This is a genomic window from Bradyrhizobium sp. SZCCT0153 (assembly GCF_018129995.1).
Taxonomy (GTDB): Bacteria; Pseudomonadota; Alphaproteobacteria; order Rhizobiales; family Xanthobacteraceae; genus Bradyrhizobium; species Bradyrhizobium japonicum_G.
The window spans coordinates 183,191-205,379 of sequence record NZ_JAFCKS010000008.1; the positions used below are offsets into that span (position 1 = coordinate 183,191).

A 22,189-nucleotide genomic window follows, 5' to 3' on the forward strand; every position below is an offset into this window, starting at 1 on the left:
CCCGGAAGGTGGATGGCTTCCCTCGACTCCGTCAGCATCGCCATATTGCTCGGCGCCGTCCTCGTCATGGCGGGCATCCTGTCGAGCCTGCTTGCACTGCGCTTCGGCGCGCCCTTGCTGCTCGTCTTCCTTGCGATCGGCATGCTCGCCGGTGATTCCGGTCCCGGGCAGGTCCAGTTCGACGACGTCCGCACCACCTATCTGGTCGGCTCGGTGGCGCTCGCCCTGATCCTGTTCGACGGCGGCCTGCGGACACGCTTTGCCAGCATCCGCACCGTGCTCGCGCCGTCCGTGGTGCTGGCGACGGTCGGCGTGCTCCTGACCGCGCTGATCACGGCCCCGTTCGCGAAATACGCGCTCGACCTCAATTGGACCGAGTCGCTGCTGGTCGGTGCCGTGGTGGCCTCGACCGATGCTGCCGCCGTGTTCCTGCTGGTGCACACCCAGGGCCTGCGCCTGCGCCCGCGCGTCGGCGCGACGCTGGAGGCTGAATCCGGCACCAACGACCCCTTCGCGATCTTCCTCACGCTCATGCTGGTCGAATACATCTCGCTGGGGTCGAGCTCGGCCGGGCATGTGGCGATGGAGTTCATCCAGGAGGCGGTGCTGGGCGCCATCGTCGGCTTTCTCGGCGGACGTCTCGTCGTCATCGCGCTCAACAAGGTCGCGCTGCCGCAAGGCCTGCATGCGCCGTTCGTGACCACGGCCGCGCTCGTGATCTTCGGCGGCTCGCAGATCATGCACGCCTCGGGATTCCTCGCGGTCTATCTCGCCGGCATCATCATCGGCAACCGGCCGACGCGCGCGCATAATTCGGTGGTGGCTTTCCTGGATGCGGCGACCTGGCTGGCGCAGATCGTGATGTTCGTGCTGCTCGGCCTGCTGGTGTCGCCGAGCCGGCTCGGCACCAGCGTGCTGCCGGCGGTCGGTGTCGCATTCGTGCTGATGCTGGTGGCGCGGCCGATCGCGGTGTTCGTGTGCCTTTCGCCGTTCCGCTTCAACTGGCGTGAAAAGATCTTCATCGCCTGGACCGGCCTGCGCGGCGCCGTCGCGATCTTCCTGGCGTCGATCCCGATGCTGGTCGGCCTGTCGAAAGCCTATCTCTATTTCGACGTGGCCTTCGTCGTCGTCATCATCTCACTGTTGCTGCAGGGCTGGACGCTGGCGCCCGCCGCGCGCAAGCTGCACGTCGCCTTGCCGCGCGCCGAGCGCGGCCCGCGGCGTGTCGAATTGGACTTGCCCGGCCAGCTCGAGCAGCAGCTCGTCGGCTATCCGGTCCGGCCCAAGAGCCTGTATTTCCGCCGCGGCCTGATCCCATCCTGGTCCAAGCCGACGCTGGTAATCCGCAACGAAAACATCCTGACGCCGCTGGAGGCCGATCCGATCGCGCCCGGAGACTACATCTATCTGCTGGCGCCGCCGGAAAAGGCCGAGTCGCTCGACCGCTTCTTCGTCGATATGCAGCCGAGCTCGACACCCGATCCGCATCTGCTCGGCGACTTCATGGTCTCCGGCGAGCACACGCTCGCCGAGCTTGCCGAAATCTACGGCGTGAAAGTCGGCGAGGACGACGGCAAGCTGACGCTCGCCGACTATTTCGACGTCCATCTCGACCGCGCGCCGAAAGAGGGCGCTGAGCTTGCGCTGGACGAGATCGTGCTGGTCGCGCGCAGCATCTCCGGCGGCCGCGTCAGCGTCGTCGGCCTCCGCCTGCCGGAGGAAGAAGAGACGCCGGCGCCGCTGACTCGCACGCAGGCCCTGCGGCGCAAGCTGGCGGATTTGTGGACCTCGGTGGCGGGGGTTTAGCGCCGTCTTCACCCTCCCCCTCCGGGGAGGGTAAGAGCCGCCAATGCGGCACGACTCACACCCCAGCCGGCACCACTTCCTTCCAATGCCGCGCGATCGCCGCGCGCGGCGCGATCCACGCTGCGCCGCTTCCGGTGATATGCGTGAGAATCCGCTCCAGCGCGCCGATACGGCCGGGGCGGCCGATCATGCGCAGATGCAGGCCGATCGACATCATCTTTGGCGCCGTCTCGCCCTCGCGGCGAAGCCATTCGAAGGCGTCGATGACGTAATCGGCGAAATCCGCGCCGTTGAAGCGCGAGGCGTTGTAATACTGCATGTCGTTGGTGTCGAAGGCGTAGGGCAGCACGAGGTGCTGCTTGCCGGAGATCTCTTTGTAATAGGGCAGGTCGTCATTATAGGCGTCGCTGTCGTAGAGGAAGCCGCCATCCTCGACCAGCAGGCGGCGCGTGTTCGGCGAGGTCGCCGAGCGCGTGTGCCAGCCGACCGGGCGTTGTCCGGTGACGCGTTCGATCGTCGCGACCGTCCTCGCAATGACTTCGCGTTCGTCCGCTTCATCCATCCCGGCGTGGCTCTGCCAGCGCCAGCCATGCGCGGAGACTTCGTGGCCGCGCGCGACGGCGTCGCGCGCCAGCTCCGGCAAGCGCTCGACCGCACGGCCGCAGGAGCTCACGGTGACCTTGACCCCGTGCGCGTCGAACAGGTCCATGATGCGCCACCACGCGGCACGCGTGCCGTATTCGAAATGGCTGTCGATGCAGGAATCCGGGCCGTCGAGCCGATGCACGACCTCGTAGATCGCCTCGTTGCCGGCGTCGCCGTCGTTGACGGAGAACTCCGATCCCTCCTCGAAATTCACCACCAGCGACACCGCGACGCGCGCGCCGTTCGGCCAGCGCGGATTCGGCGGCGTGCCGCGGTATCCGGCGAAGTCGCGTCGTGAGAGAGGATGCTCTGCTTCGCTCATGGCATCAGTCCGAGGTTCCGGCCATGCGGTGCAGGCCGACGACGCGGTCGCTGACGACCAGCAGGATCACCGTGCCCGCGAGGATGAGGGTGGACAGCGCCGCCAGCGTCGGGTCGGGCGCCTCCTCGATATATTGCAGCATCCGGATCGGCAGCGTCTTGGTGCGGACGTCGGCGAGGAAGATCGACACCGGATAGTTGTCGAACGAGGCCAGGAAAGAGAAGATTCCCGCGATCAGGAATGACGGCGCCAGCGCCGGCACCATCACCCGCAGCACGCTGCCGGGATAGGTGCAGCCGAGCGTGCGCGCCGCCTCGATCAGCGTGAAGTCGAACCGCGCAAGCCCCGCGATCATGGTGCGAGCGACGTAAGGCAGCGTGATGACGAGATGAGCCACCAGCAGCGTCGCCCAGGGTGCGGTGAACCCGACGGCGCGAAAGCCCTGCAGCAGCGCGATGCCGAGCACGAGGCCCGGCATCATCAGCGGCGACACCAGCGCGGTCGCGAAGATGCCGGCGCCCGGCAGCTTTCCCCGTGCGATCGCGATCGCCGCGAGCGTGCCGCAGACCAGCGAGATCGCCGTCGAGAACAGCGCGATCTGCAGCGACAGCAGCAGCGACGGCCAGAAGCCGTCGAGCCGCGCGATCCGACCATACCATCGCGTCGATGCGCCCGTCAGCGGCAAATCAAATACCGGCGTCGGCGAGAAGCTCGCGGCGGCGATGACCAGCAGCGGGACGACCAGGAACAGCGCCAGCCCGATCGCCATCACCCAGCAGACGATGATTGCGGTTCGCGTCATCATTTCGGCTCCCGCGACAGGCGCGCGCTCAGCGCGACGATTGCGATCGCGATCGCCAGCAGCACGACGCCCGCCGCAGCGCCGAAGCCGGGTTCACGCGCCAGCAGATAGGCTTTTGCGATCGTGGTCGCGAGCGTCGGGTATTTCTCGCCGATCAGCAGCGTCGGCACCACATAGGCGGAGACCGAGAGCGAGAACACCAGCGCCACGCCCGCGATGATGCCGGGCAAGGTCAGCGGCAGGATCACGCGAAAGAACGTCACGACCGGCGAGGCGCCGAGCGTGGAGGCTGCTTCCGCATAACGCGGATCGAGCTGTGCGACGATCGCGTAGATCGGCAGGATCATGAAGGGCAGGAAGATGTTGACGGCGCCGACGATCAGCGCGGTTTCGGTGAAGATCATCCGGATCGGGTCTTCGATGATGCCGAGCGCCATCAGCGTCTCGTTGACGATGCCGTCGCTGCGCAGCAGGATCGTCCAGGCAAAGGCCTTGACGATGACGCTGGCCGCGAGCGGCAGGAACAGCGTCGCCAGCAGCACCGAGCGCAAAGGCCCGCGGGCGCGCGCCAGCGCGAAGGCGGCGGGGTAGCTGATCAGGAAGGCGATCAGCGTGGTCAAAAGGCCGAGCCGCAACGAATTCCAGATCACGCCGAGATAATAGGGCGTGCCGAGCAGGCGCTTGTAATGCGCAAATGTCAGCCCGTTGGCGTCGACGATGCTGACGCCCAGCAGCAGCACCAGCGGCAGCGCGAACACGCCGGCGATGATGACGAAGGACGGCAGCACGAATCCAACTGCGGCGAGCCGCTCGCGGTCAACCGCGGGCGCCGACACCGGCGCGGGAAGGGCCGCCTCGGTCATGCCTGCGCCTCCATCGGAAACGCGAAGGTCTCGGCCACAGGCCAGCTCAGGCGAATCTCGTCATGCAGGCGCGGGATCGCGCCGTCACGCCCCGAGAGCTCGGCAAGCAGGCTTTCGCCGGCGCCGGCATCGACCTCGACCAGCGTACGCGAGCCCTGGAACACCACGGAGCGAACGCGCCCCGCCGCGGAGTTGGCTTCGCCCTGTTCGCCCAAGCGAAGCTGCTCGGGGCGCGCAGCGACGATGACGGGGGAGCCTGCCTGGAAATTGCCGAGCGCCGACAGGCGGCCGACCCTGGTCTCGACATCGACTTTGCCGTTGCCTGCCGCCAGGACGGTGCCCGCAATCCGCGTCGACAGCCCGACGAAGTTGAGCGCGAACAGGCTCGCGGGCCGCAAATACAGTTCGCGCGGCTCGGCGAGCTGCTCGATCCGCCCCTTGTTCATGACGGCGACGCGGTCGGACATGGTCAGCGCCTCGTCCTGGTCGTGGGTCACGAAGATCGCGGTTGCCTTCACGTCCTGGAGCAGGCGGCGCAGCTCGACCTGCATTTCCTCGCGCAGCTTGCGATCGAGCGCGGAGAGTGCCTCGTCGAACAGCAGCACATCAGGCTCGACCGCGATGGCGCGCGCCAGCGCCACGCGCTGCTGCTGCCCGCCCGACAGCGCCGAGATGCGCCGTCCGGCGAGATGGCCGAGCTTGACCAGCGCCAGCGCGCGCTCGACCGCGATGTCGATCTCGCGCCTGGCCATGCCGCGCACTTTCAATCCGAACGCGACATTGCCGGCGACGGTGAGATGCGGAAACAGCGCGTAACTCTGGAACACCACGCCGACATTGCGCTTGTGCGGCGGCACGTTGGTGATGTCTCGCCCGGCGAGCTCGACCTTGCCGGTGTCGGGCTGTACGAGGCCGGCGATAGCGCGCAGCAGCGTGGTCTTGCCGCAGCCGGAGGGGCCGAGCAGCGTCACCAGCTCGCCGCGCCGGATGGTGAGGTCGATGTGGTCCAGAACCGTCGTCGGCCCGTAGCGCTTGGAGACGCCGCGGACGACGAGATGCGGGCTGCTCTCGCTCATGTCATCTCCTTGCTCCAGCGGTCGACCCACGCGGCGCGGTTCTTGGCGACGAACGCCCAGTCAGGCGCGAACAGCGAGGCGGGATCCGGGAAGCCGGCCGGCGTCGGCGTGCCCTTGTTGGTTGGCGCGACGAAGGCCTTGTCGGCGAGGATGGTCTGTGCCTCCGGGCTCAGGAAGAAGTCGATCACGGCATCGGCGAGATCGCCGGCCGGTGCGCCAGCCACCTTGGCAATGCCTGAGGGCATGGCAAAGCCGCCATCCTGTGGCACGGCGAGATCGACCGGCGAGCCTTCCGCCTTACGGATCAGTGTGTAGGCGGAAAACTGTCCGCCGATCATCCAGGCCTCGCCCTGCTCCATCAGATTGATGGCCTGCGGCGCGTTGGTATAGACGTTGAGCAGGTTCGCCTTCAGCTCCTTCACCTTCTTGAAGGCGGCGTCGATCTCGTATTGCGCGTCCTTGTAGGGCTTGCCGGTTTCAAGGCGCGCGGCCGCGAGCAGAGTCCAGAACCCTTCGGTGTTCGACAGCGACGGCACGATCACCCTCGAGGCATATTTCGCGTCCCACAGGTCCGACCATTTGGCGGGCGCCGTCTTCATGCGCTTGGTCGAGTAGGCGATGCCGGCCCAGGGCCGCTGGTAGTTCGCCCACATGCCGTCCTGATGCACCGAGCCGTCCACGAGCTTGCCGAGATTGGCGATGGACGAGGCCGACATCTTCGTGATCAGGCCGTCGCTGGCTGCCGGCAGCATCACCGGATCGTCCATGATGACCACGGAGATTTTCGGCGCGGCCTTGTCGGCCTGCATCTTCTGGAGATTGGTCAGCGAGTTGGTGCCCTCGTAGAGCACCTTGCAGTCGAGCTTCTTCTCCAGCACCGGAAACAGATCGGCGTTGAAATACTTTGCGGCGCCTGCGGGGCCGCCGATGACGATTTCCTTGGGCGCGGCGCGCAGCCGCGCTGGAGCTGCGATGATCGCGGCAAGGGCCGCGCCGGACTTCAAAACACTGCGTCGGGAGGGGGTGTGCATGGGCATGTCCCGTTTGTTGTGCGTAAAGCTTGCTCCGAGACAGCAGCAAGCACCATGCCAAATGTGCACATTTTTGAGTTCTATAATGAAATCAATGGTCTGAATCCAGGCATGGATTGCCGCCTGCACAGCGGCGCGACAAATGTGCACATTTTTTGGAGGTGACGCTGCGCATCCTTTGGGCCTAGCTATCGCCATGGCGACGCAGCGCAGGCGAGACGGCAAGGCAAACGGCAAGGCCAATCCGGCCGAGGACGAGGCGGTCTATCAGGCTATCCTGCACGCGCTCCTGGAGGGCAAGCTGAAGGCGGGCGTGAAGCTCGCCGAGCCGCCGCTTGCCGACATTTTTGGCGTCTCGCGTGAGCGCATCCGCAAGGTGCTGCACCGGCTGGGTGCGGAGCGGCGGCTGGAGATGATCCCCAATCGCGGCGCCCGCGTGCCACGCCCGACGCTCGACGACGTCCGCAGCGTCTACGAGGCGCACCGCGTGCTCGAAGCCGGCGTGCTGACGCAGCTCGTGCGCCATATCGACGACGCCTTGATCGACAGGCTGACCGCACATCTTGCCGAGGAACGCGCCGCCGCCACGCGCGGCGACCGCGCTGCCTCGGTGCGGCTGTCGGGCGCATTCCACGTCCATCTGGTCGAGGCGCTCGGCAATGCCGAGCTCACGCGCTTCCTCGCCGACCTGCTCAGCCGCTCCTCGGTGATGGTCTCGGTCTATGAGCCCGCCACCGATTCGATCTGCGCGGTGGACGAGCACGGCGCCATCGTCGAAGCGCTGCGCGCCCGCGATGTGGCCCGCGCCATCGCGGTGTCGCGCGAGCATTTTTTGCATGTGGAGAGCCGGCTGCATCTCGACGACGATGCGGCGCCGGCGAGCGAGGATTTGGAAAGCGTATTCAGTGCAGTTAAGCCGAAGCGGCGGAAGCGCTGAACTCTCCACACGTCATTGCGATCGCAGCGAAGCAATCCAGTCTGCCGCCGCGGAAAGACTCTGGATTGCTTCACTGCGCTTCCAATGGCGAGGATGGGCTACGGACCTTCTCACGTCAGCACCTTGACCCCGCCGAACGACGTCACGCGGCCCTGCTTCAGCATCACGATCTGCGTTGCGAGCTGGCGCAGCTCGGCGACGTCGTGGCTGACATAGACCATGGGGACGTTGGCCTCGTCCCGCAGCCGCACCAGATAGGGCAGGATCTCGAGCTTGCGGCCTTCGTCGAGCGCGCCGAGCGGCTCGTCGAGGAGCAAGAGGCGCGGTTTCGACAGCAGCGCGCGGCCGAGCGCGACGCGCTGGCGTTCGCCGCCGGAAAGTTTTCCGGGGCGGCGGCCCTGCAGCGCACCGATGTCGAGCAGGTCGATGACGCGCTTGTGCTGCGCTGGATCGGGCGCCAGGCGGTTCATCCGCCTTCCATAGTCGAGATTCTGCGCGACGTTGAGGTGCGGAAACAGCCGCGCATCCTGGAACACGTAGCCGATGCGGCGGCGCCAGGTCGGGACGTGGATGCCGGCCGCCGTATCGTCCACGGTCTCGCCGTCGATCACGATGGTGCCGCGGTCGGGCCGCAGCAGGCCGGCGATCATGTTGACCAGCGAGCTCTTGCCGGCGCCCGAAGCGCCGAACAGGCCGATGACACGGCCTTCGCTGGCGAAGGACGCGGACAGCGAGAATTCGCCGAGCTGCTTTTCGATGTCGACGCGCAGCATGGTCAGTTCCCGTGCAGGCGCTGCGTCGCGCGGCGGGCGAACCATTCGGCGGCAATCAGCGCGCCCAGCGCCAGGATCACCGAGACGATCACGAGCCGGCCCGCGGCGGCGTCGCCATCCGGGGTCTGGATCAGCGAATAGATTGCCGAGGAGATCGTCTGGGTCTCGCCGGGAATGTTGGAGACGAAGGTGATGGTCGCGCCGAACTCGCCGATCGCTTTCGCAAAGCCGAGCACCATGCCGGCGAGCACGCCGGGCAGCGCCAGCGGCAGTGTTACCGTGAAGAACACCTTGAAAGGAGCCGCGCCAAGCGTCTCGGCAGCCTGCTCGAGCCGGCGGTCGACCGCCTCGATCGACAGCCGCATCGGGCGGACCAGCAGCGGAAACGACATCACGCCGCAGGCCAGCGCCGCGCCGGTCCAGCGGAATGCGAAGACGATGCCGAGATGATCGGCGAGGAAAGCGCCGACGAGGCCGCGGCGGCCAAACGTCAACAGCAGCAGATAACCGGTCACGACCGGCGGCAGCACCAGCGGCAGATGCACCAGTGCGTCGAGCACCGGCTTGCCCCAGAAATCGCGGCGCGCAAGCAGCCATGCCAGCGCAATGCCGAACGGCGTTGCCACCAGCGTCGCGATGACGGCGACCCTGAGCGAGAGCAGGATCGCCGTCCATTCGGCGGGAGAGATGTCGAGCATCAAGTCGTGAACATCAGGTCGCAAAAATCAGATTGTCGGACTGACGAGGAATTTGAAACCATATTTTTCCAGAATGGTCTTGGCCGCGGTCGAGCGCAGGAAGGCGAGATAGTCGCTGGTCTCGCCCTTCGCGGTGGTGGTCGCGGCGACCGGATAGATGATCGCGGGGTGGGAATCCGCCGGGAAGGTGCCGACGATCTTAACGCCGGGCTCGACCTTGGCGTCGGTGGAATAGACGATGCCGAGCGCCGCCTCGCCGCGGGCCACCAGTGTCAGCGCGGCGCGCACGCTCTCGGCCATGGCGAATTTCGGCTCGGCGGCCTGCCAGGCACCGAGCTTCTCCAGCGCGGCCTTGGCGTATTTCCCAACGGGAACGGACTTGACGTCGCCGGTCGCGATCCTGCCGTCGCCGGCGAGTTTTGCGAGGTCGAAACCTTGCGCGATGGCGACGTTGTCGATCCCTGAATCCTTCGGCGCGATCAGCACGATGCTGTTGCCGAGCAGGTTGACGCGGCTCGGCTCGTCGATGGTCTTCTTGGAGGTCGCATAGTCCATCCAGTCGGTGTCGGCGGAGACGAACACGTCGGCCGGCGCGCCCTGCTCGATCTGCTTGGCGAGCACGGAGCTTGCGGCATAGCTGACGCTGAACTTGACGCCGGTCTTGGCGGTGTAGGCGGCGTCGACCTCGTCGAGCGCGTTCTTCATCGAGGCGGCCGCGAACACGGTGATGGTCTTGTCCTCGGCTGCGGCAGGCGAAAGGGCCGCGAGCAAGACGATGACGGCGGAAAAAAGCACGGAAAGGCGGGACATCGGGAGCGCTCCATGCGCGCATACGCGCGCCAATGGCGCACGCAAGACGGCGTTGGTTGAGTAAGGATTGCGACCGGCGGAAGCGCTGTTCCGACAAGCCCGACCGACTTACGGTCCGTCGGGATATCGCCGGGGAGACCATAACAGGCTGGCGGAACAGGTCAAAGCTGACCTTTGAGGTCAAAGCTGACCTTTGGTCCCGCCCGGTCTACTCGCTGGGCAGGATCGCGATCGAGATCCCGGGATGCCGCGCGGCTTACGGCCCGGCGGCGGCAGGCAATCCTAGCGCATTTGGGGGTGCGAACCAGCCGTCGCCTTACGCACAAGCGTCGTCCTGGACACGCGAAGCGCTGATCCAGGACCCATAACCACAGGGTTGTGTTTGGCGAAGACGCGGAGCTACCACTTCGCCCAACAACTGCTCCCTGGAGCAATAGGTCCCCTGAGTTCACAAACGAGTGCAACACTCAAGAGAAGGCCTCTGCCGGGACGACAATGTTTACGGCTTCGCATCGCCCGCGCGCAGCACCACCTTGCAGGCCGCGGGCATCTGCGCCAGCGTCATCGGCGGCTTGGGTTTTGGCGGCTCCGGCGGCGGCTTGGGATGCAGCACCGCGTCGGAGAACCAATAGGCAAGATCGGCAGGCTTGCAGCCTTCGTCCGCGGATTGCGACGGCTGGCCCTCGCATTCGCCGGCGCCCGCCGGGCAGCGCATGCGGATGTGGAAGTGATAGTCGTGGCCCCACCAAGGCCGGATCTTCGACAGCCAGGAGCGGTCGCCCCTGGCCTCGCGGCACAGTGCCTTCTTGATCGCGGCATTGACGAAGATGCGCTGCACCGCGGGCTCCTGCGCCGCGTCGCGCAGCACCAGCACATGGCCCGGCGTGAAAACTTTCGGATCGATGTCGAGCCGGTCCTGCCGCACCATCATAACCGCCGACATCTCCTCGCGTTCCTCGCGCGAGAGCCGATGGTCCGGCATCGGCGTCAGCCAGATGTCGGCATCGAGGCCGATCTGGTGGCTGGCATGGCCGGACAGCGCCGGGCCGCCGCGCGGCTGGGCGATGTCGCCGACCAGGATGCCCGGCCATCCCGCGTCCTTGTGCGCCCTGGCCGCGAGCCGCTTGATCAGCGCGATCATCTGGGGGTGGCCGTAGCTGCGATTGCGCGACAGCCGCATCACCTGCCAATTGTCGCCGTTGACCGGCATCTGATCGGCGCCGCCGATGCAGCCCCTGGTGTAGGAGCCGATGACATGCGCCGGTCCCTTCGAGGGCAGCAGCTTTCGCGCGAACAGCTCCTTGGCGCCGATGGTGGGATCGTTGGGATTGGCAAGCGGCGGCAGCGGCTTCGGATTCATGCTGCCCTTGTCCTGGGCCAGCGCGTCGCCGGCGGCCAGGAGCGTCATGACGAGCAGCAGAGAGACAAGGCGGCGGGGACTCATGCTGACATCCTTATAGCCCAACCCCGCGTCAGGGTTAAGGATCCGGCCCTCGGCAATGCCAAGGCTATGCGAGTCCCCATGCGACCATCCCCATTTCCATGTCGATGTCCATCTCGTCATCCCAAAGTCGCATCCCTGCCGGCCGGTCTTTAAGTGCGCGATAACCCTGTTCCGCGTTGACCAAAATTCGTGCGCGCAGTGAGTAATGCGGACGGCCGGCATGCAATCCCTGGTGAATTCGGAAACGATTCAAAAGCACGCGCAATTTCGCGCCACATTCCTCTTCGATTGCGACGACGGGATGGTCTCGGCGCGCCCGCGGATGCCGGCCGCGCCTCGTAAAAAGGCAAAAAGGCCCGTGTTGAGGACGTTGCGCCCGGCCGCGGCGGCACCAGGATTACTTTTTTTTCAGACACTTGCTCCAAAACTTGCGGCCGCCGGGCGCGACTGGGACGAGTGAAGTTGAGTTTGGGGTCTCGAAAACCAAAAAAGCGAAAGCACAGCGTGTTTGCCAGGGCCGGCCAACGGCCACGCAAGCCGCGCTTCGCGCGCGCGCCTCATCTTCTGTCCGAACGCGACGAAGTTCTGCGCAGCCGCGCCGAGGCGGAAGCCGCGATCGCGGAAGCGCGCAAGGCCCATGAGCGCCTGCGCCAGGCCATCGAGATCCTGCCGCAAGGCATCGTGTTTCTCGATGCCGAGGGCCGCTACGTCCTCTGGAACAAGCAATATTCCGAGATCTACAGCAAGACCGCCGATCTGTTCGAAGAAGGCGCGCGTCTCGAAGACACGCTGCGCATCGGTGTCGCCCGCGGCGACTATCCGGAGGCTGCCGGCCACGAGGAAGAATGGATCGCCGAGCGGCTGCAAAAGCTCTATCAGCCCGGCGCGCGCCACGAGCAGAAGCTGGCGGACGGCCGCGTCATCCTGATCGACGAGCGGCTCACCGACGACGGCGGCGTGGTCGGCCTGCGCGTCGACATCACCGAATTGAAGCAGCGCGAGGCCTCGTTCCGCCTGCTGTTCGACGGCAATCCCGTCCCCATGATCGTCTGCGCCCTCGACGACGAGCGCATCCTCGGCGTCAACGACGCCGCGATCGCGCATTACGGCTACAGCCGCGCCGAGTTCGAGAAGCTGAAGATCCGCTCGCTGCAGGCCTTCGACAGCGAGCCGCCCTGGACGACCGATCCGACCGGCGAGGAGCAGGCCGGGCGTACCTGGAAGCACGTCAAGGCCGACGGCGCGCTGATCGACCTTGCGATCTATTCGCGCGAGCTGACCTATGCCGAGCGGCCCGCGGTGCTGCTGGCGCTGATGGACATCACCGAGCGCAAGCGCGCCGAGGCGCGGCTCGCCTTCATGGCCCAGCACGACGGGCTCACCGGCCTGCCCAACCGCAACCTCCTGCGCCAGCAGGTCGACGAGATGCTGCTGCACACGAGGCGCAGCTCCGACAGGGTTGCGCTGCTGATGCTCGGGCTCGACAATTTCAAGGCGGTCAACGACACGCTCGGACATGCGGTCGGCGACAAGCTGCTGCGCGGCGTCGCCAAGCGGCTGCGTTCGACCCTGCGCGAGGACGACGCGCTGGCGCGGCTCAATTCCGATGAATTCGCCATCGTGCAGAGCGGTCTGACGCGTCCCGAGGACGCGGTGTTGCTGGCAAAGCGCCTGCTGGAGGCGATTGCCGATCCCTATCTGCTCGACGGCCATTCCGTGGTGATCGGCGCCTCCATCGGCATCGCGATGGCGCCCGGCGACGGCGATGATTCCGAAAAGCTGCTCAAGAGCGCCGACATGGCGCTGTCGCGCGCCAAGCTGGATGCGCGCGGCACGTTTGCGTTCTTCGAGGCCGCGCTCGATGCCAAGGCGCAGAGCCGCCGCAAGATCGAGGTCGAGCTGCGCGACGCGATCCAGAACGACGTGCTGCGGCCCTACTACCAGCCGCTGGTCGATCTTTCCAGCGGCCGCATCACCGGCTTCGAGGCGCTGGTGCGCTGGCCGCATGCCGAGCGCGGCATGGTCTCGCCGGCCGAGTTCATCCCGGTCGCCGAAGACACCGGGCTGATCAACCCGCTCGGCGGCCTGATGCTGCGCCGGGCCTGCCTCGACGCCGCGACCTGGCCGGACGACGTCCGCGTCGCCGTCAATCTGTCGCCGCTTCAGTTCCGCAGCGGCAATCTGCTTTCGGTGGTGACGGACGCGCTGAAGCATGCCGGCCTGCCGGCCCGGCGGCTCGAGCTCGAGATCACCGAGACGCTGCTCCTGGAGAAGAGCGCGCAGGTGCTGGCGACGCTGCATGCGCTGCGCGCGCTCGGCGTGCGCGTCTCCATGGACGATTTCGGCACCGGATATTCCAGCCTCTCCTATCTGCGCAGCTTCCCGTTCGACAAGATCAAGATCGACCAGTCCTTCGTGCGCGATCTCGGCGCCAACCGCGAGGCCCAGGCGATCATCCGCTCCATCGTCAGCCTCGGCAAAGGGCTAGGCGTCACCATCACCGCCGAGGGCGTCGAGACCGAGTCTGAGCTGAGCTGCCTGCGCGCCGAAGGCTGCGACGAGGGCCAGGGCTTCCTGTTCAGCAAGGCCCGGCCCAATGCCGAGATCATCAGCCTGCTGGCGGCGCAGCGTGGCATCGACGGGGACGACGAGGATGACGCGCTGGTGGCCTAGGGCGCGCGGATGTCGGCTTGCGTCTTGAGTTGCGCACGGTCGAAAGTTCAGTGACGGACAAGCGATACGGCCTTATGCCCCTCGGCAGCAGCGGTTTCATTGGACCGCACGAATACAAACCGGGATGCCACGGGGATCTGTGCGTCGGCGCTGCCATCCTGGCCGATGAGAATGAGTCCCGCTCCGCCATTGGCCACGTTCAGGATGACGGGGGCGCCCTGCCAGGTCCTGATCGGCTCCATTCCGATGATGAGAAATTCGCCGACCGGCTGGTCAAAATATTGAAGCCTCAGTTGTGGTCCGACTTCAGCCGCCGCCAGGCCGAAACCCAGCTGCTTGGCGCGCGCATAAATGTCCGCCAGCAACGCTGTATCGGTCTGAAAGCCAAGTTCGGCCGCCGACACCGCAAAGAGCTCGACGCTTGTTTTCGTGGCGCTAAGGGTAAAGGTCGGTCGCGCGAGAATTTCCCCAGCCGAGTTTCCGATGCTGCAACCTGCCGCATCCAATGCGTTACTGAGAGCGAAGAAATTTGCGAACGTCCCGATTTTGACCGTCTTCCACGCGGGGACATCGACGGCGAATCTGATTGGGATTTGCGGCCTGTCAGAGGGAGCTTGCTTGAGCGTCAGGTGATTCCGCAGGACATCTCGCGCCGAGCATTGAGCCAGGGCTTCGCTCGCGAACAGGAGCGTGCATGCGGTGCAGAGCATCACAATAATGAGAGTGCCACCATGGTGCCATCCCGGCGAATGACGCCGCACGGCATCGCAACTGACTTTCTCGCCAGCCGTTCGGCCCATAACGGACCTCTCTTGCGCGCATGCAGCGCGCTAAAAACAATTTTGAACGATCAATTCACTATGGTCGGCTCGGTTGACAGCGGAAAAGCTGTCGTTCCGGTGACTATAGAAATTGGTCCGGGAAAAGCCAAGATGGTTCATCGACGGAGGCGCCGGATGGCGAACTCGACATAGGTCAGCGTGGATGCACTTTCGCAACGGGTCGACGTCAGCGGTCCCCTGAAAGGATCATCCTGCCGACGTCCTCGTAATGCGTGTCGCGCGCCTGGATCTGCTGGGCGATGGCGTGCATGTCGCGAAAGCGCCGCTCGAACGGATTGCTGCGGAATACCGCGGTCGCGCCGGCCATGCGATAGGCGGTGTCGACCACGCGCGCTGATTGGTGGATGGTCCAGGTCGCGGCGAGCCTGACAGCGCTGCGATGCACCGCGCTGAACGCGCCGGTCGCAGACAGGTCTCGCCACATCGCGCTTGCGGTCGCATAGAGATACGCGCGCGCAGCGCGCAGATCGCCTTCGGTGCGGCCGATCATGCCCTGAACCGCCTGGTTGTCGCGCATGGCGCCTGCCGCCAGCGACTGATGCTTTCCACGCGCCAGTGCAATCGCGGCGTCCAGCGTGGCGCGCGCGACGCCGAGCGATACCGCGGCAAAGCCGAGGCTGAAGGTCGAGCCGGTGCCGATTTTGTAGAGCGGCCCCTTCTCGCGCAGCGCGGACGGCACGTCACGAAATGTTGTGAAGCGTTCGGGGACGAAGAGGTCGCTCACCTCGTAGGAATCGGTGCCGGTCCCGGCGAGCCCGATCGCCTGCCAGACGTCATGCAGGGTCGCGCTCGCGACCGGAAACAGGATGGTGCGCAGCTCCGGCGATCCGTCCGCATTCTTGCGCGGCGCTCCGTCGGAACCGACGATGCGGACATGCGCCCCGAGCCAGCTCGCCTGCCGCGAGCCCGAGGCGAAATCCCAGCGCGCCGTGACGCGATAGCCGCCCTCGACCGCACGCGCCTCGTGCGCCACCGCGCCCCAGGAGAGGATGCCGGGGGCTGCGTTGAAGATTTCATTCGCAGTGTCGTGGTCGAGTGAAGCCGCGATCATGGCGCAGACGCTGTTTTGGCCGAGACACCAGGCGGTCGACGCATCGGCCTTCGCGATCTCCTCTTGCATCTGCATGAAGATTTCGATGGGGGCCTCGGCGCCGCCCAGGCTCTGCGGCAGCAGCGCCCGGTAGAGCCCGTTGTCGATCAGCGCAGAGACGACGGCCGGCGTCAGCCGCCGGCTTCGCTCGATCTCATCCGCCTCGCCCGCAATCAGCGGTGCCAGTGCGCCGGCACGTTCGACCAGGCCAACTGCTGGAGTTGCGTTCATGCGCGTTTCCTCGCTCATTCTTGGTGTGAGCGGTAAGAGAAGCAATGGTGATCTATTTGGTGGACAGGATCAAGGTGGGGCGGTCGTCATTGCGGGGCGAGGCGTCAGTGTCGAAACGCGGAATCTCGCGCCGCAACCCGTTGCAGACCAAAACCGGCGGCGTAGACTGACCCCGCCATGCCGCAGCACATTGGATACCTTTCTCTTCTGGTCCGCGACTACGATGAAGCCATCGCCTATTTCATCGGGCGGCTGGGCTTTGAGTTGGTTGAGGACACAGAACTCGGCAACGGCAAAAGGTGGGTCCTGGTTGCTCCATCGGGCTCCCTGGAGACCCGTATCCTCCTGGCGAAAGCGGTCACGGTGGAGCAAACGCAACGCATCGGCGATCAAACCGGCGGGCGGGTGTTCCTCTTCCTGCACACAGACGATTTCTGGCGCGACTACGAAGCCTACCGCTCAAGAGGCGTGGTGTTTCGGGAGGAGCCGCGCGTTGAGCCGTACGGAACCGTTGCGGTCTTTGACGATCTCTATGGAAATCGCTGGGATCTCTTGCAGCTGGCGCGATAGCTCGCTTGCAGGTCCATGGCAAGGTCCGGAGCGCCATCGCCGAATGCTCAGCCGTTCGGCAGCCACCATCCGAATATCGCAACGGCGAGGCACGCCACCAGGCAGATGGCCTGATGGCCCATTTCCATCCAGTACCGGACCGGCGCAGTGTCCCGCTGAAAAACCTGCCTCGACCAGTCCAGCAGCCAGACCACGATGTCAGGGCTGAAGGCCCTGATTTTCCTCTCGTTGTAGCCATCCCACAGCATGCGGCCGCAGTCGACGCACAGATAGATCGCGACGATTCGGGCGACGACCTCGCAAAGGAAAAACCGCATGTAGGCATCCGTTTCGTCGTAGCGCGTATCTGTCGGCGCGATACGACGGCCATTGCATTGGCGCGACCTGGTTTGGTGTAGCCGGGTTTGCCGTTGGTTCAATCGCAGCAACGATGCTTCTCAAGCCATTCGTTCCGCATCGTGATGGCAAGCCTCGATGTCTTCGTCTACGATCCGGTCGAGCTATCCGTGGAGCGACGCGATGCAGACGATTGGCCTGATTGGGGGCATGAGCTGGGAGAGCACCGCGCTCTACTACAAGCTCATCAACGAGCGCGTCCGCGACCGCATGGGCAAGCTGCATTCGGCTCCGTTGTTGATGTATTCCTACGACTTTCAGGAGATCAAGGAGATGCAATATGGCGGCCGCTGGGACGAGGCGGCGGCCAGCCTGTCGGAGATCGCGCGGCGTCTTGAAGGCGCCGGCGCGCGTGCGATCGTGCTGTGCACGAACACGATGCACAAACTGGCACCCGCCATCATGGCGAACGTCACCGTTCCCTTCATTCACATCGGCGACGCAACGGCAGAGCGCATTCGGTCGAAAGGCTATCGGCGGGTCGGGCTCCTTGGGACCAGGTTCACGATGGAGGAAGACTTCTACATCGACCGGCTGCGCGCGCATGATCTCGACGTCCTGGTTCCTCCCGCCGAGCCGCGGACCGACGTGAATCGCATCATCTACGACGAGCTGTGCCTCGGAATCGTCTCCGCTTCCTCCCGTGGCCGCTATCGGGACGTGATGGCTGCCCTCGTCGTCGCCGGCGCCGAGTGCATCATCCTCGGCTGCACCGAGATCACGATGCTGGTCGGGCAGGGCGACACGACAGTCGAGACGTTCGACACGACTGCGATCCACGCCGAGACGGCGGCTGATTTCGCGATCGGATGATGGATGTCTCGGTGGCGCGAGAGGTCCGTCATCTGAAGCGCGGAATTCGGCCGACGTCGGCGATCGGCCACATGCTGACACCCTCTACCCGTAATGATAGCATTCCTCTCATTAGCGCCTTGCGGGATTGTTCTCATAAAAGCACCCGCCAGAGCGTGAGAGGAGGCAGGTGCAATGAATTGGGGAGCTCTCAGCAAGCCCCGCGGTTGCCGGGGACTTTTCTTGCCTGTCCTTCTTGTCTCCGCACTCTGGACGTCCCTGGCCTGCGCACAGGACGTCCGAAGCTCGCCCAGCGAGGCAGGACCGGTCTTTTCGGAGAGCGGCCCCAATGCCGAGCTCTACGGCGCGGCGTCCGGCTATCCGGTCGGCACGCGGGGGACCACCACCCAGCTCGACAAGCTCGTCGGGGTCTACAGCCATTTCGGCGAGATCTTTCCCTCGCGCCCGATCGGTCGGGCGACGACGTCCTGGCACTTCAAGCGCGCGCCGGAGCCGGCGATCGCCTACAGTTTCGGTACGGAACGGTTGAGCATCGCGGATTACCTCAAACGCAACCCGGTGACGGGACTCCTGATCGCCAGGGACGACACGATCCTGTACGAGCACTATCAATACGCGCGGACCGACCACGACCGCTTTCTCTCGCAGTCCATGGCCAAGACGCTGGTGGCCATGCTGGTCGGGATCGCGGTCTCGGAGCGACGGATCAAGTCGATCGACGACCCGGTCTCGACCTACGTTTCCGGCCTTGCGGGAACGGAATATGGAAACACCTCCATCCGGGCCCTGCTGAACATGTCGTCGGGCGTCGAATTTTCCGAGGTCTATGACGGGCACGACGACATAGCCCGGCTTGGGCGAGCCTTGTTCGTTGAAGAGCCGAAAGATCCCGCCGTCGTCGTCGCACAATTCAATACAAGAACCGCACCGTCGGGGACCCGATGGCACTATGCCAGTGTGGAAACCGAGATCCTGGGCCTGGTCCTGCGCTCCGCGACGGGCACGCCGGTTGCCGACTATCTCCACGACCGGATCTGGGATGCTATCGGCACCGAAGCGGATGCCTCATGGGCGATCGACGGCAGCGGGCAGGAGATTGCCTTTTGCTGCTTCAACGCAGTCTTGCGCGACTATGCCCGCCTCGCACGGCTGCTCGCACATGACGGCGCCTGGGAAGGTCGTCAGTTGATCCCCCGGCAATGGCTGTTGGATGCCACGACCGTCAGACCAGGCGATAGTCATCTCGCTCCGCGAGTGGCAACACCCTATTTCGGCTACGGCTATCAGGTGTGGCTCCTCCCTGGCGAGCAGCGCAGATTTGCCCTGCTCGGCATCCGCGGTCAGGTCATCCTGGTCGATCCGGCCTCGAAGCTCGTCATGGTGCACACCGCCGTTCGCCAGAAGCCGTCCGAACCGGGAGCCCTCAGGGAGCCGCTTGCGTTGTGGTCCGCCGTGCTGGAACAGCTCGGGAAATGATCTGACAATGCCTTGGACCTCATGACCGCAAATTTGCTCGCTCTTCAGTGTGACGGGTTTGCTTTTTCTGGACATTCACGACACGACCATGTCGGCACGGACCGGTCTCGATCGCCGTTCGAGAGAAGTAAATTCTCGCGGGGCTCGCAAACACTTCGAATGGGGGCATAGCTGTTGATGGGGACCATGCGGAATGCATCGTGCCGAACAGGGCAGGCATACTCAGTCCTTTTCGTACTGGTCGCTTCGGCTTCTGTTGTGGCCCGGGACCGCGGTCGACGGCGGCGTGAGAAACGCGTCGAAGCGTTCTTGCACGATCGCGTAGCATTCGCACGACGCCTTCTCCAGGCCTGGACGATCCAGCACCTGAATCGTTCCCCGCCGATAGCTGATAAGACCCGCGGCCTGCATCGACTGCGCGGCAAGCGTCACGGATTTCCGGTTGGCACCGAGGATCTGAGATAGAAATTCGTGGGTGTAGGGAAGAGCTTCTCCCTCGGCCCTGTCGTGCATCATCAGGAGCCAGCGGCACATCCGCTCTTCCGTCGAATGCATCGCGTTGCATGCGACGGTCTGCTGGACCTGCGACAGCAGCGTTTCCGAATAGCTCACGAACAGATCGCGCACGTGCTCGCTGCTCTTGAATTCATGCTGCAACAGCTGGATGGGACAGCGGACCGTATGCCCCTCGAGTTGAACGATGCAACGGTTGAAGGAGACACGACTATACATGGCGGCGAACAGACCGAACGCGCCTTCGCGGCCGATATTCGCGGTCTCGATCGCCGCGCCATTTTCCAGCACGGTCAACAACGACAGCACGGAGCCTCGGGGAAAATAGGCGTGCTTGAGCAGGCCTCCCGCGTCGCAGACCATGTCGCCAAGCTTGAAATCGACGGGTTCCAGATGAGGATCTAACCGCCTGCGGCTGGCGGGCTCCAACGCGCCCAGCAGCCGATTGCTCCGCAGATCACGGTCCGTCTGCACCTTCGCCATGACAGCATGTCGTTCCGGTTCCGCTTCCTGCGCAATCCGGACAACGGGCATGTCGATGGGAGCGGGTAGGATCGGGATCATCACTTTTGTACTCATTCTGCGGGTGAGTCTGAGCAAAAGCGCTCACTTGCCGGTGTTGGATCACCGCGCTCGATTGAGATGGGTCGACCATCCGGTTCATCCTCAACGACAAGGACGACAGGCCGTGATGATGCTCGTCATTGATCTGAAGCGTCATCGACCCCGGTATCGTCCGTGGCTGGCTCATCCACCTCGCCAGACCAATGCTTCGCCATCCGCAGGCAAAGTTCCTTCAAATCCGGGTCGAGTGTTTCCTTGGCGAGTTGCATGAGGTCCGAAGCCAGGCGCAGGCACTCAAGCTCCAATTTACTATCGTTTTCCGAATCAGGCATGGTGTGCATCGACCTCCGAAACCGGAGGTGAGTGGTCGCACGCCGATGTTGCCGTTGTCGGTGGTCCAGACCACAGAGCCCAAGCCGTACGGGCAAGGACCGATTGGAACCCGGCAGGTGAGCAATTTTGCTCAGCTTCTCCGAAGAAAAGCGGCCACAGTTCCACCGGAGCGCATTGCGGGCTTCTGGCTTCATTGCCGGGCGCGACCGTGTTCGGAGCATCCGTTATGCATGAGGTTTTCATATCGGTCCCGGAGCCGATTGAAACTCCTTCCCGGCTCAGCCGGGACGAACTTGGCTATCGGCTGCGGCAACAGTCGCTGCTCGGCGAATTCGGTCGCACCGCCATGCAGACCCGCGACTTCCGGGAAATCCTGCAACGCGCCACCGAACTGTGCGCAATCGGATTGCAGTCTCCGTTCGCCAAGGTTCTGGAATATGAACCGGATGAAAAGCGTCTGATGGTGCGCGCGGGGGTCGGCTGGGCGCCGGGCACCATCGGTGCCGTCTCACTCGCCGCCGACGTTGGATCGCCGGCGGGCTACGCCTACCAGACCGGAATGACCGTCATTTCGAACCAACTGGAATCAGATGCCCGCTTCCGCACGCCCCGGCTGTTGGCGGACCACGGCATCAGGCGCGCCATCAACGTACTGATAGAAAAGGGCGGAGAAGGTAACGCCTTCTTCGGCGTGCTCGAAGTCGATAGTGCGGATCCCGGCCAGTTCGATCAGGACGACGCCAATTTTCTTGCCGGCTTTGCCGGCCTGCTCGGCATCGCAATCGAACGTCAGCAGGCCGACGCCAGACTTCAAGAGGCGCTCAAGCACCAGGCTTTGCTGACCCGGGAGATGAGCCACCGTGTCAAGAACAGCCTCACGTCAGTCGTGGGCCTGCTCCGAGTCCAGGCGCGCAGCGCGCCATCCAAGGACGTCAAAAATGCGCTCGAAGATGCCAGCTTGCGGGTCTCCACCATAGCCGAGGTGCACGATCATCTTTGGCGCAGTTCGCACATCGGCTATGTCGAACTTGCGGACTTCATGACCGAACTCTGCAAGAAGCTGCGGGGCAACATCGAAAGGCACACGCTGCACTGCCACGCCGATCCAATGCTGCTCGCGGCCGATCACGCAATTCCCCTGGGGCTTTTAATCAACGAACTGGTCACCAACGCGGTCAAATACGCTTATCCGGAAGGAGGCGGCGACATCGAAGTCTCGGCCCGGGACATAAATGGATATTTACACGTCGAAGTCTCCGACCATGGTGTTGGCCTTCCGGAAGCGTTCGATATCGATCAGCCGCGGGCAAGCCTGGGTTTCAAGGTGGTCACGGGCATGGTGAAGCAGCTTCAGGGCCACCTCACGCTTTCAAGAGATCGAAAGGGGACTCGTTTCCTGCTCGATCTGCCTATCCTGACCGGCCCAAAGCAACTCATGCCGAGCCAGCCCGGAGAGGCCTGATTGCAGTTGGTTCGATAGA

The 22,189-nt window shown here is 64.6% G+C and carries 22 protein-coding genes; 8 read left to right on the plus strand and 14 right to left on the minus strand.

Going from position 1 to position 22,189, the window contains the following annotated elements:
• Window positions 1-12 precede the first annotated feature (12 nt).
• On the plus strand, window positions 13-1,806 hold the full coding sequence (locus JQ572_RS29015; protein ID WP_211386247.1) for a potassium/proton antiporter: 1,794 nt from the start codon (window positions 13-15) through the stop codon (window positions 1,804-1,806).
• 55 nt (window positions 1,807-1,861) lie between these two features.
• On the opposite strand, the gene JQ572_RS29020 is transcribed toward JQ572_RS29015, so the two are convergent.
• Genes JQ572_RS29020 through JQ572_RS29040 form a run of 5 tightly spaced genes read right to left on the minus strand, consistent with a single transcriptional unit; the run spans window position 1,862 to window position 6,545 of the window.
• The gene (locus JQ572_RS29020) at window positions 1,862-2,773 is read right to left on the minus strand and encodes a polysaccharide deacetylase family protein (protein ID WP_211386248.1); all 912 of its coding nucleotides are present in this window, start codon (window positions 2,771-2,773) and stop codon (window positions 1,862-1,864) included.
• A 4-nt stretch (window positions 2,774-2,777) separates the two neighbouring features.
• Window positions 2,778-3,575: an ABC transporter permease gene (locus JQ572_RS29025; RefSeq protein ID WP_211386249.1), complete on the minus strand. Its 798-nt coding sequence runs from the start codon at window positions 3,573-3,575 to the stop codon at window positions 2,778-2,780.
• The gene (locus tag JQ572_RS29030; RefSeq protein WP_211386250.1) at window positions 3,575-4,438 is read right to left on the minus strand and encodes an ABC transporter permease; all 864 of its coding nucleotides are present in this window, start codon (window positions 4,436-4,438) and stop codon (window positions 3,575-3,577) included. Before JQ572_RS29030 ends, JQ572_RS29025 begins: the two co-directional genes overlap by 1 nt.
• Window positions 4,435-5,514 (minus strand): ABC transporter ATP-binding protein, encoded by a 1,080-nt coding sequence (locus tag JQ572_RS29035; RefSeq protein WP_211386251.1) that lies wholly within the window; start codon window positions 5,512-5,514, stop codon window positions 4,435-4,437. The genes JQ572_RS29030 and JQ572_RS29035 overlap by 4 nt, the downstream gene beginning before the upstream one ends.
• Complete coding sequence (locus tag JQ572_RS29040; protein WP_211386252.1) at window positions 5,511-6,545, minus strand: extracellular solute-binding protein; 1,035 nt, start codon at window positions 6,543-6,545, stop codon at window positions 5,511-5,513. Before JQ572_RS29040 ends, JQ572_RS29035 begins: the two co-directional genes overlap by 4 nt.
• Before the next feature lie 190 nt (window positions 6,546-6,735).
• Between JQ572_RS29040 and JQ572_RS29045 the strand changes: the two genes are divergently transcribed.
• A complete protein-coding gene (locus JQ572_RS29045) occupies window positions 6,736-7,482 on the plus strand; it encodes a GntR family transcriptional regulator (protein ID WP_410050529.1) in 747 nt (248 codons plus the stop codon).
• Between the two features lie 110 nt (window positions 7,483-7,592).
• On the opposite strand, the gene modC is transcribed toward JQ572_RS29045, so the two are convergent.
• The 4 genes from modC to mepA all read right to left on the minus strand — a co-directional run bounded on the left by modC (window position 7,593) and on the right by mepA (window position 11,207).
• A complete protein-coding gene (modC, locus tag JQ572_RS29050) occupies window positions 7,593-8,255 on the minus strand; it encodes a molybdenum ABC transporter ATP-binding protein (protein ID WP_211386254.1) in 663 nt (220 codons plus the stop codon).
• A 2-nt stretch (window positions 8,256-8,257) separates the two neighbouring features.
• Window positions 8,258-8,953, minus strand: coding sequence for a molybdate ABC transporter permease subunit (gene modB, locus JQ572_RS29055; RefSeq protein WP_211386255.1), 696 nt, complete (start codon window positions 8,951-8,953; stop codon window positions 8,258-8,260).
• Window positions 8,954-8,980: 27 nt separating this feature from the next.
• On the minus strand, window positions 8,981-9,763 hold the full coding sequence (gene modA, locus JQ572_RS29060) for a molybdate ABC transporter substrate-binding protein (RefSeq protein WP_211386256.1): 783 nt from the start codon (window positions 9,761-9,763) through the stop codon (window positions 8,981-8,983).
• A gap of 499 nt (window positions 9,764-10,262) precedes the next feature.
• Entirely contained in the window at window positions 10,263-11,207 is a 945-nt protein-coding gene (gene mepA / locus JQ572_RS29065; RefSeq protein ID WP_211386257.1) for a penicillin-insensitive murein endopeptidase, read from the minus strand.
• Between the two features lie 220 nt (window positions 11,208-11,427).
• Between mepA and JQ572_RS29070 the strand changes: the two genes are divergently transcribed.
• Together JQ572_RS29070 and JQ572_RS29075 are read left to right on the plus strand one after the other, a co-directional pair.
• Window positions 11,428-11,667, plus strand: coding sequence for a hypothetical protein (locus JQ572_RS29070; RefSeq protein WP_211386258.1), 240 nt, complete (start codon window positions 11,428-11,430; stop codon window positions 11,665-11,667).
• A 44-nt stretch (window positions 11,668-11,711) separates the two neighbouring features.
• The gene (locus JQ572_RS29075; RefSeq protein ID WP_211386259.1) at window positions 11,712-13,880 is read left to right on the plus strand and encodes a putative bifunctional diguanylate cyclase/phosphodiesterase; all 2,169 of its coding nucleotides are present in this window, start codon (window positions 11,712-11,714) and stop codon (window positions 13,878-13,880) included.
• Between the two features lie 47 nt (window positions 13,881-13,927).
• On the opposite strand, the gene JQ572_RS29080 is transcribed toward JQ572_RS29075, so the two are convergent.
• Together JQ572_RS29080 and JQ572_RS29085 are read right to left on the minus strand one after the other, a co-directional pair.
• Complete coding sequence (locus JQ572_RS29080) at window positions 13,928-14,680, minus strand: hypothetical protein (protein ID WP_211386260.1); 753 nt, start codon at window positions 14,678-14,680, stop codon at window positions 13,928-13,930.
• A 208-nt stretch (window positions 14,681-14,888) separates the two neighbouring features.
• Entirely contained in the window at window positions 14,889-16,043 is a 1,155-nt protein-coding gene (locus JQ572_RS29085; protein WP_211386261.1) for an acyl-CoA dehydrogenase family protein, read from the minus strand.
• A gap of 177 nt (window positions 16,044-16,220) precedes the next feature.
• On the opposite strand from JQ572_RS29085, the gene JQ572_RS29090 reads away from it, so the two are divergent.
• Window positions 16,221-16,613 (plus strand): VOC family protein, encoded by a 393-nt coding sequence (locus tag JQ572_RS29090; RefSeq protein WP_211386262.1) that lies wholly within the window; start codon window positions 16,221-16,223, stop codon window positions 16,611-16,613.
• A 47-nt stretch (window positions 16,614-16,660) separates the two neighbouring features.
• Here the strand turns inward: JQ572_RS29090 and JQ572_RS29095 are convergent, their stop codons facing one another.
• On the minus strand, window positions 16,661-16,930 hold the full coding sequence (locus JQ572_RS29095) for a hypothetical protein (protein ID WP_211386263.1): 270 nt from the start codon (window positions 16,928-16,930) through the stop codon (window positions 16,661-16,663).
• A 202-nt stretch (window positions 16,931-17,132) separates the two neighbouring features.
• On the opposite strand from JQ572_RS29095, the gene JQ572_RS29100 reads away from it, so the two are divergent.
• Together JQ572_RS29100 and JQ572_RS29105 are read left to right on the plus strand one after the other, a co-directional pair.
• Window positions 17,133-17,822 (plus strand): aspartate/glutamate racemase family protein, encoded by a 690-nt coding sequence (locus JQ572_RS29100; protein WP_211386264.1) that lies wholly within the window; start codon window positions 17,133-17,135, stop codon window positions 17,820-17,822.
• Window positions 17,823-18,044: 222 nt separating this feature from the next.
• Window positions 18,045-19,298 carry a serine hydrolase domain-containing protein gene (locus JQ572_RS29105; protein ID WP_249129467.1) on the plus strand — a complete coding sequence of 418 codons (1,254 nt, stop codon included), beginning with the start codon at window positions 18,045-18,047 and terminating at the stop codon, window positions 19,296-19,298.
• 222 nt (window positions 19,299-19,520) lie between these two features.
• Here the strand turns inward: JQ572_RS29105 and JQ572_RS29110 are convergent, their stop codons facing one another.
• Complete coding sequence (locus JQ572_RS29110) at window positions 19,521-20,294, minus strand: Crp/Fnr family transcriptional regulator (RefSeq protein WP_211386298.1); 774 nt, start codon at window positions 20,292-20,294, stop codon at window positions 19,521-19,523.
• 218 nt (window positions 20,295-20,512) lie between these two features.
• On the minus strand, window positions 20,513-20,707 hold the full coding sequence (locus JQ572_RS29115) for a hypothetical protein (RefSeq protein ID WP_211386266.1): 195 nt from the start codon (window positions 20,705-20,707) through the stop codon (window positions 20,513-20,515).
• Between the two features lie 227 nt (window positions 20,708-20,934).
• Here JQ572_RS29115 and JQ572_RS29120 point away from each other — a divergent pair, with 227 nt between their 5' ends.
• Window positions 20,935-22,170 carry a sensor histidine kinase gene (locus tag JQ572_RS29120; protein ID WP_211386267.1) on the plus strand — a complete coding sequence of 412 codons (1,236 nt, stop codon included), beginning with the start codon at window positions 20,935-20,937 and terminating at the stop codon, window positions 22,168-22,170.
• The last annotated feature ends 19 nt before the right edge of the window (window positions 22,171-22,189 follow it).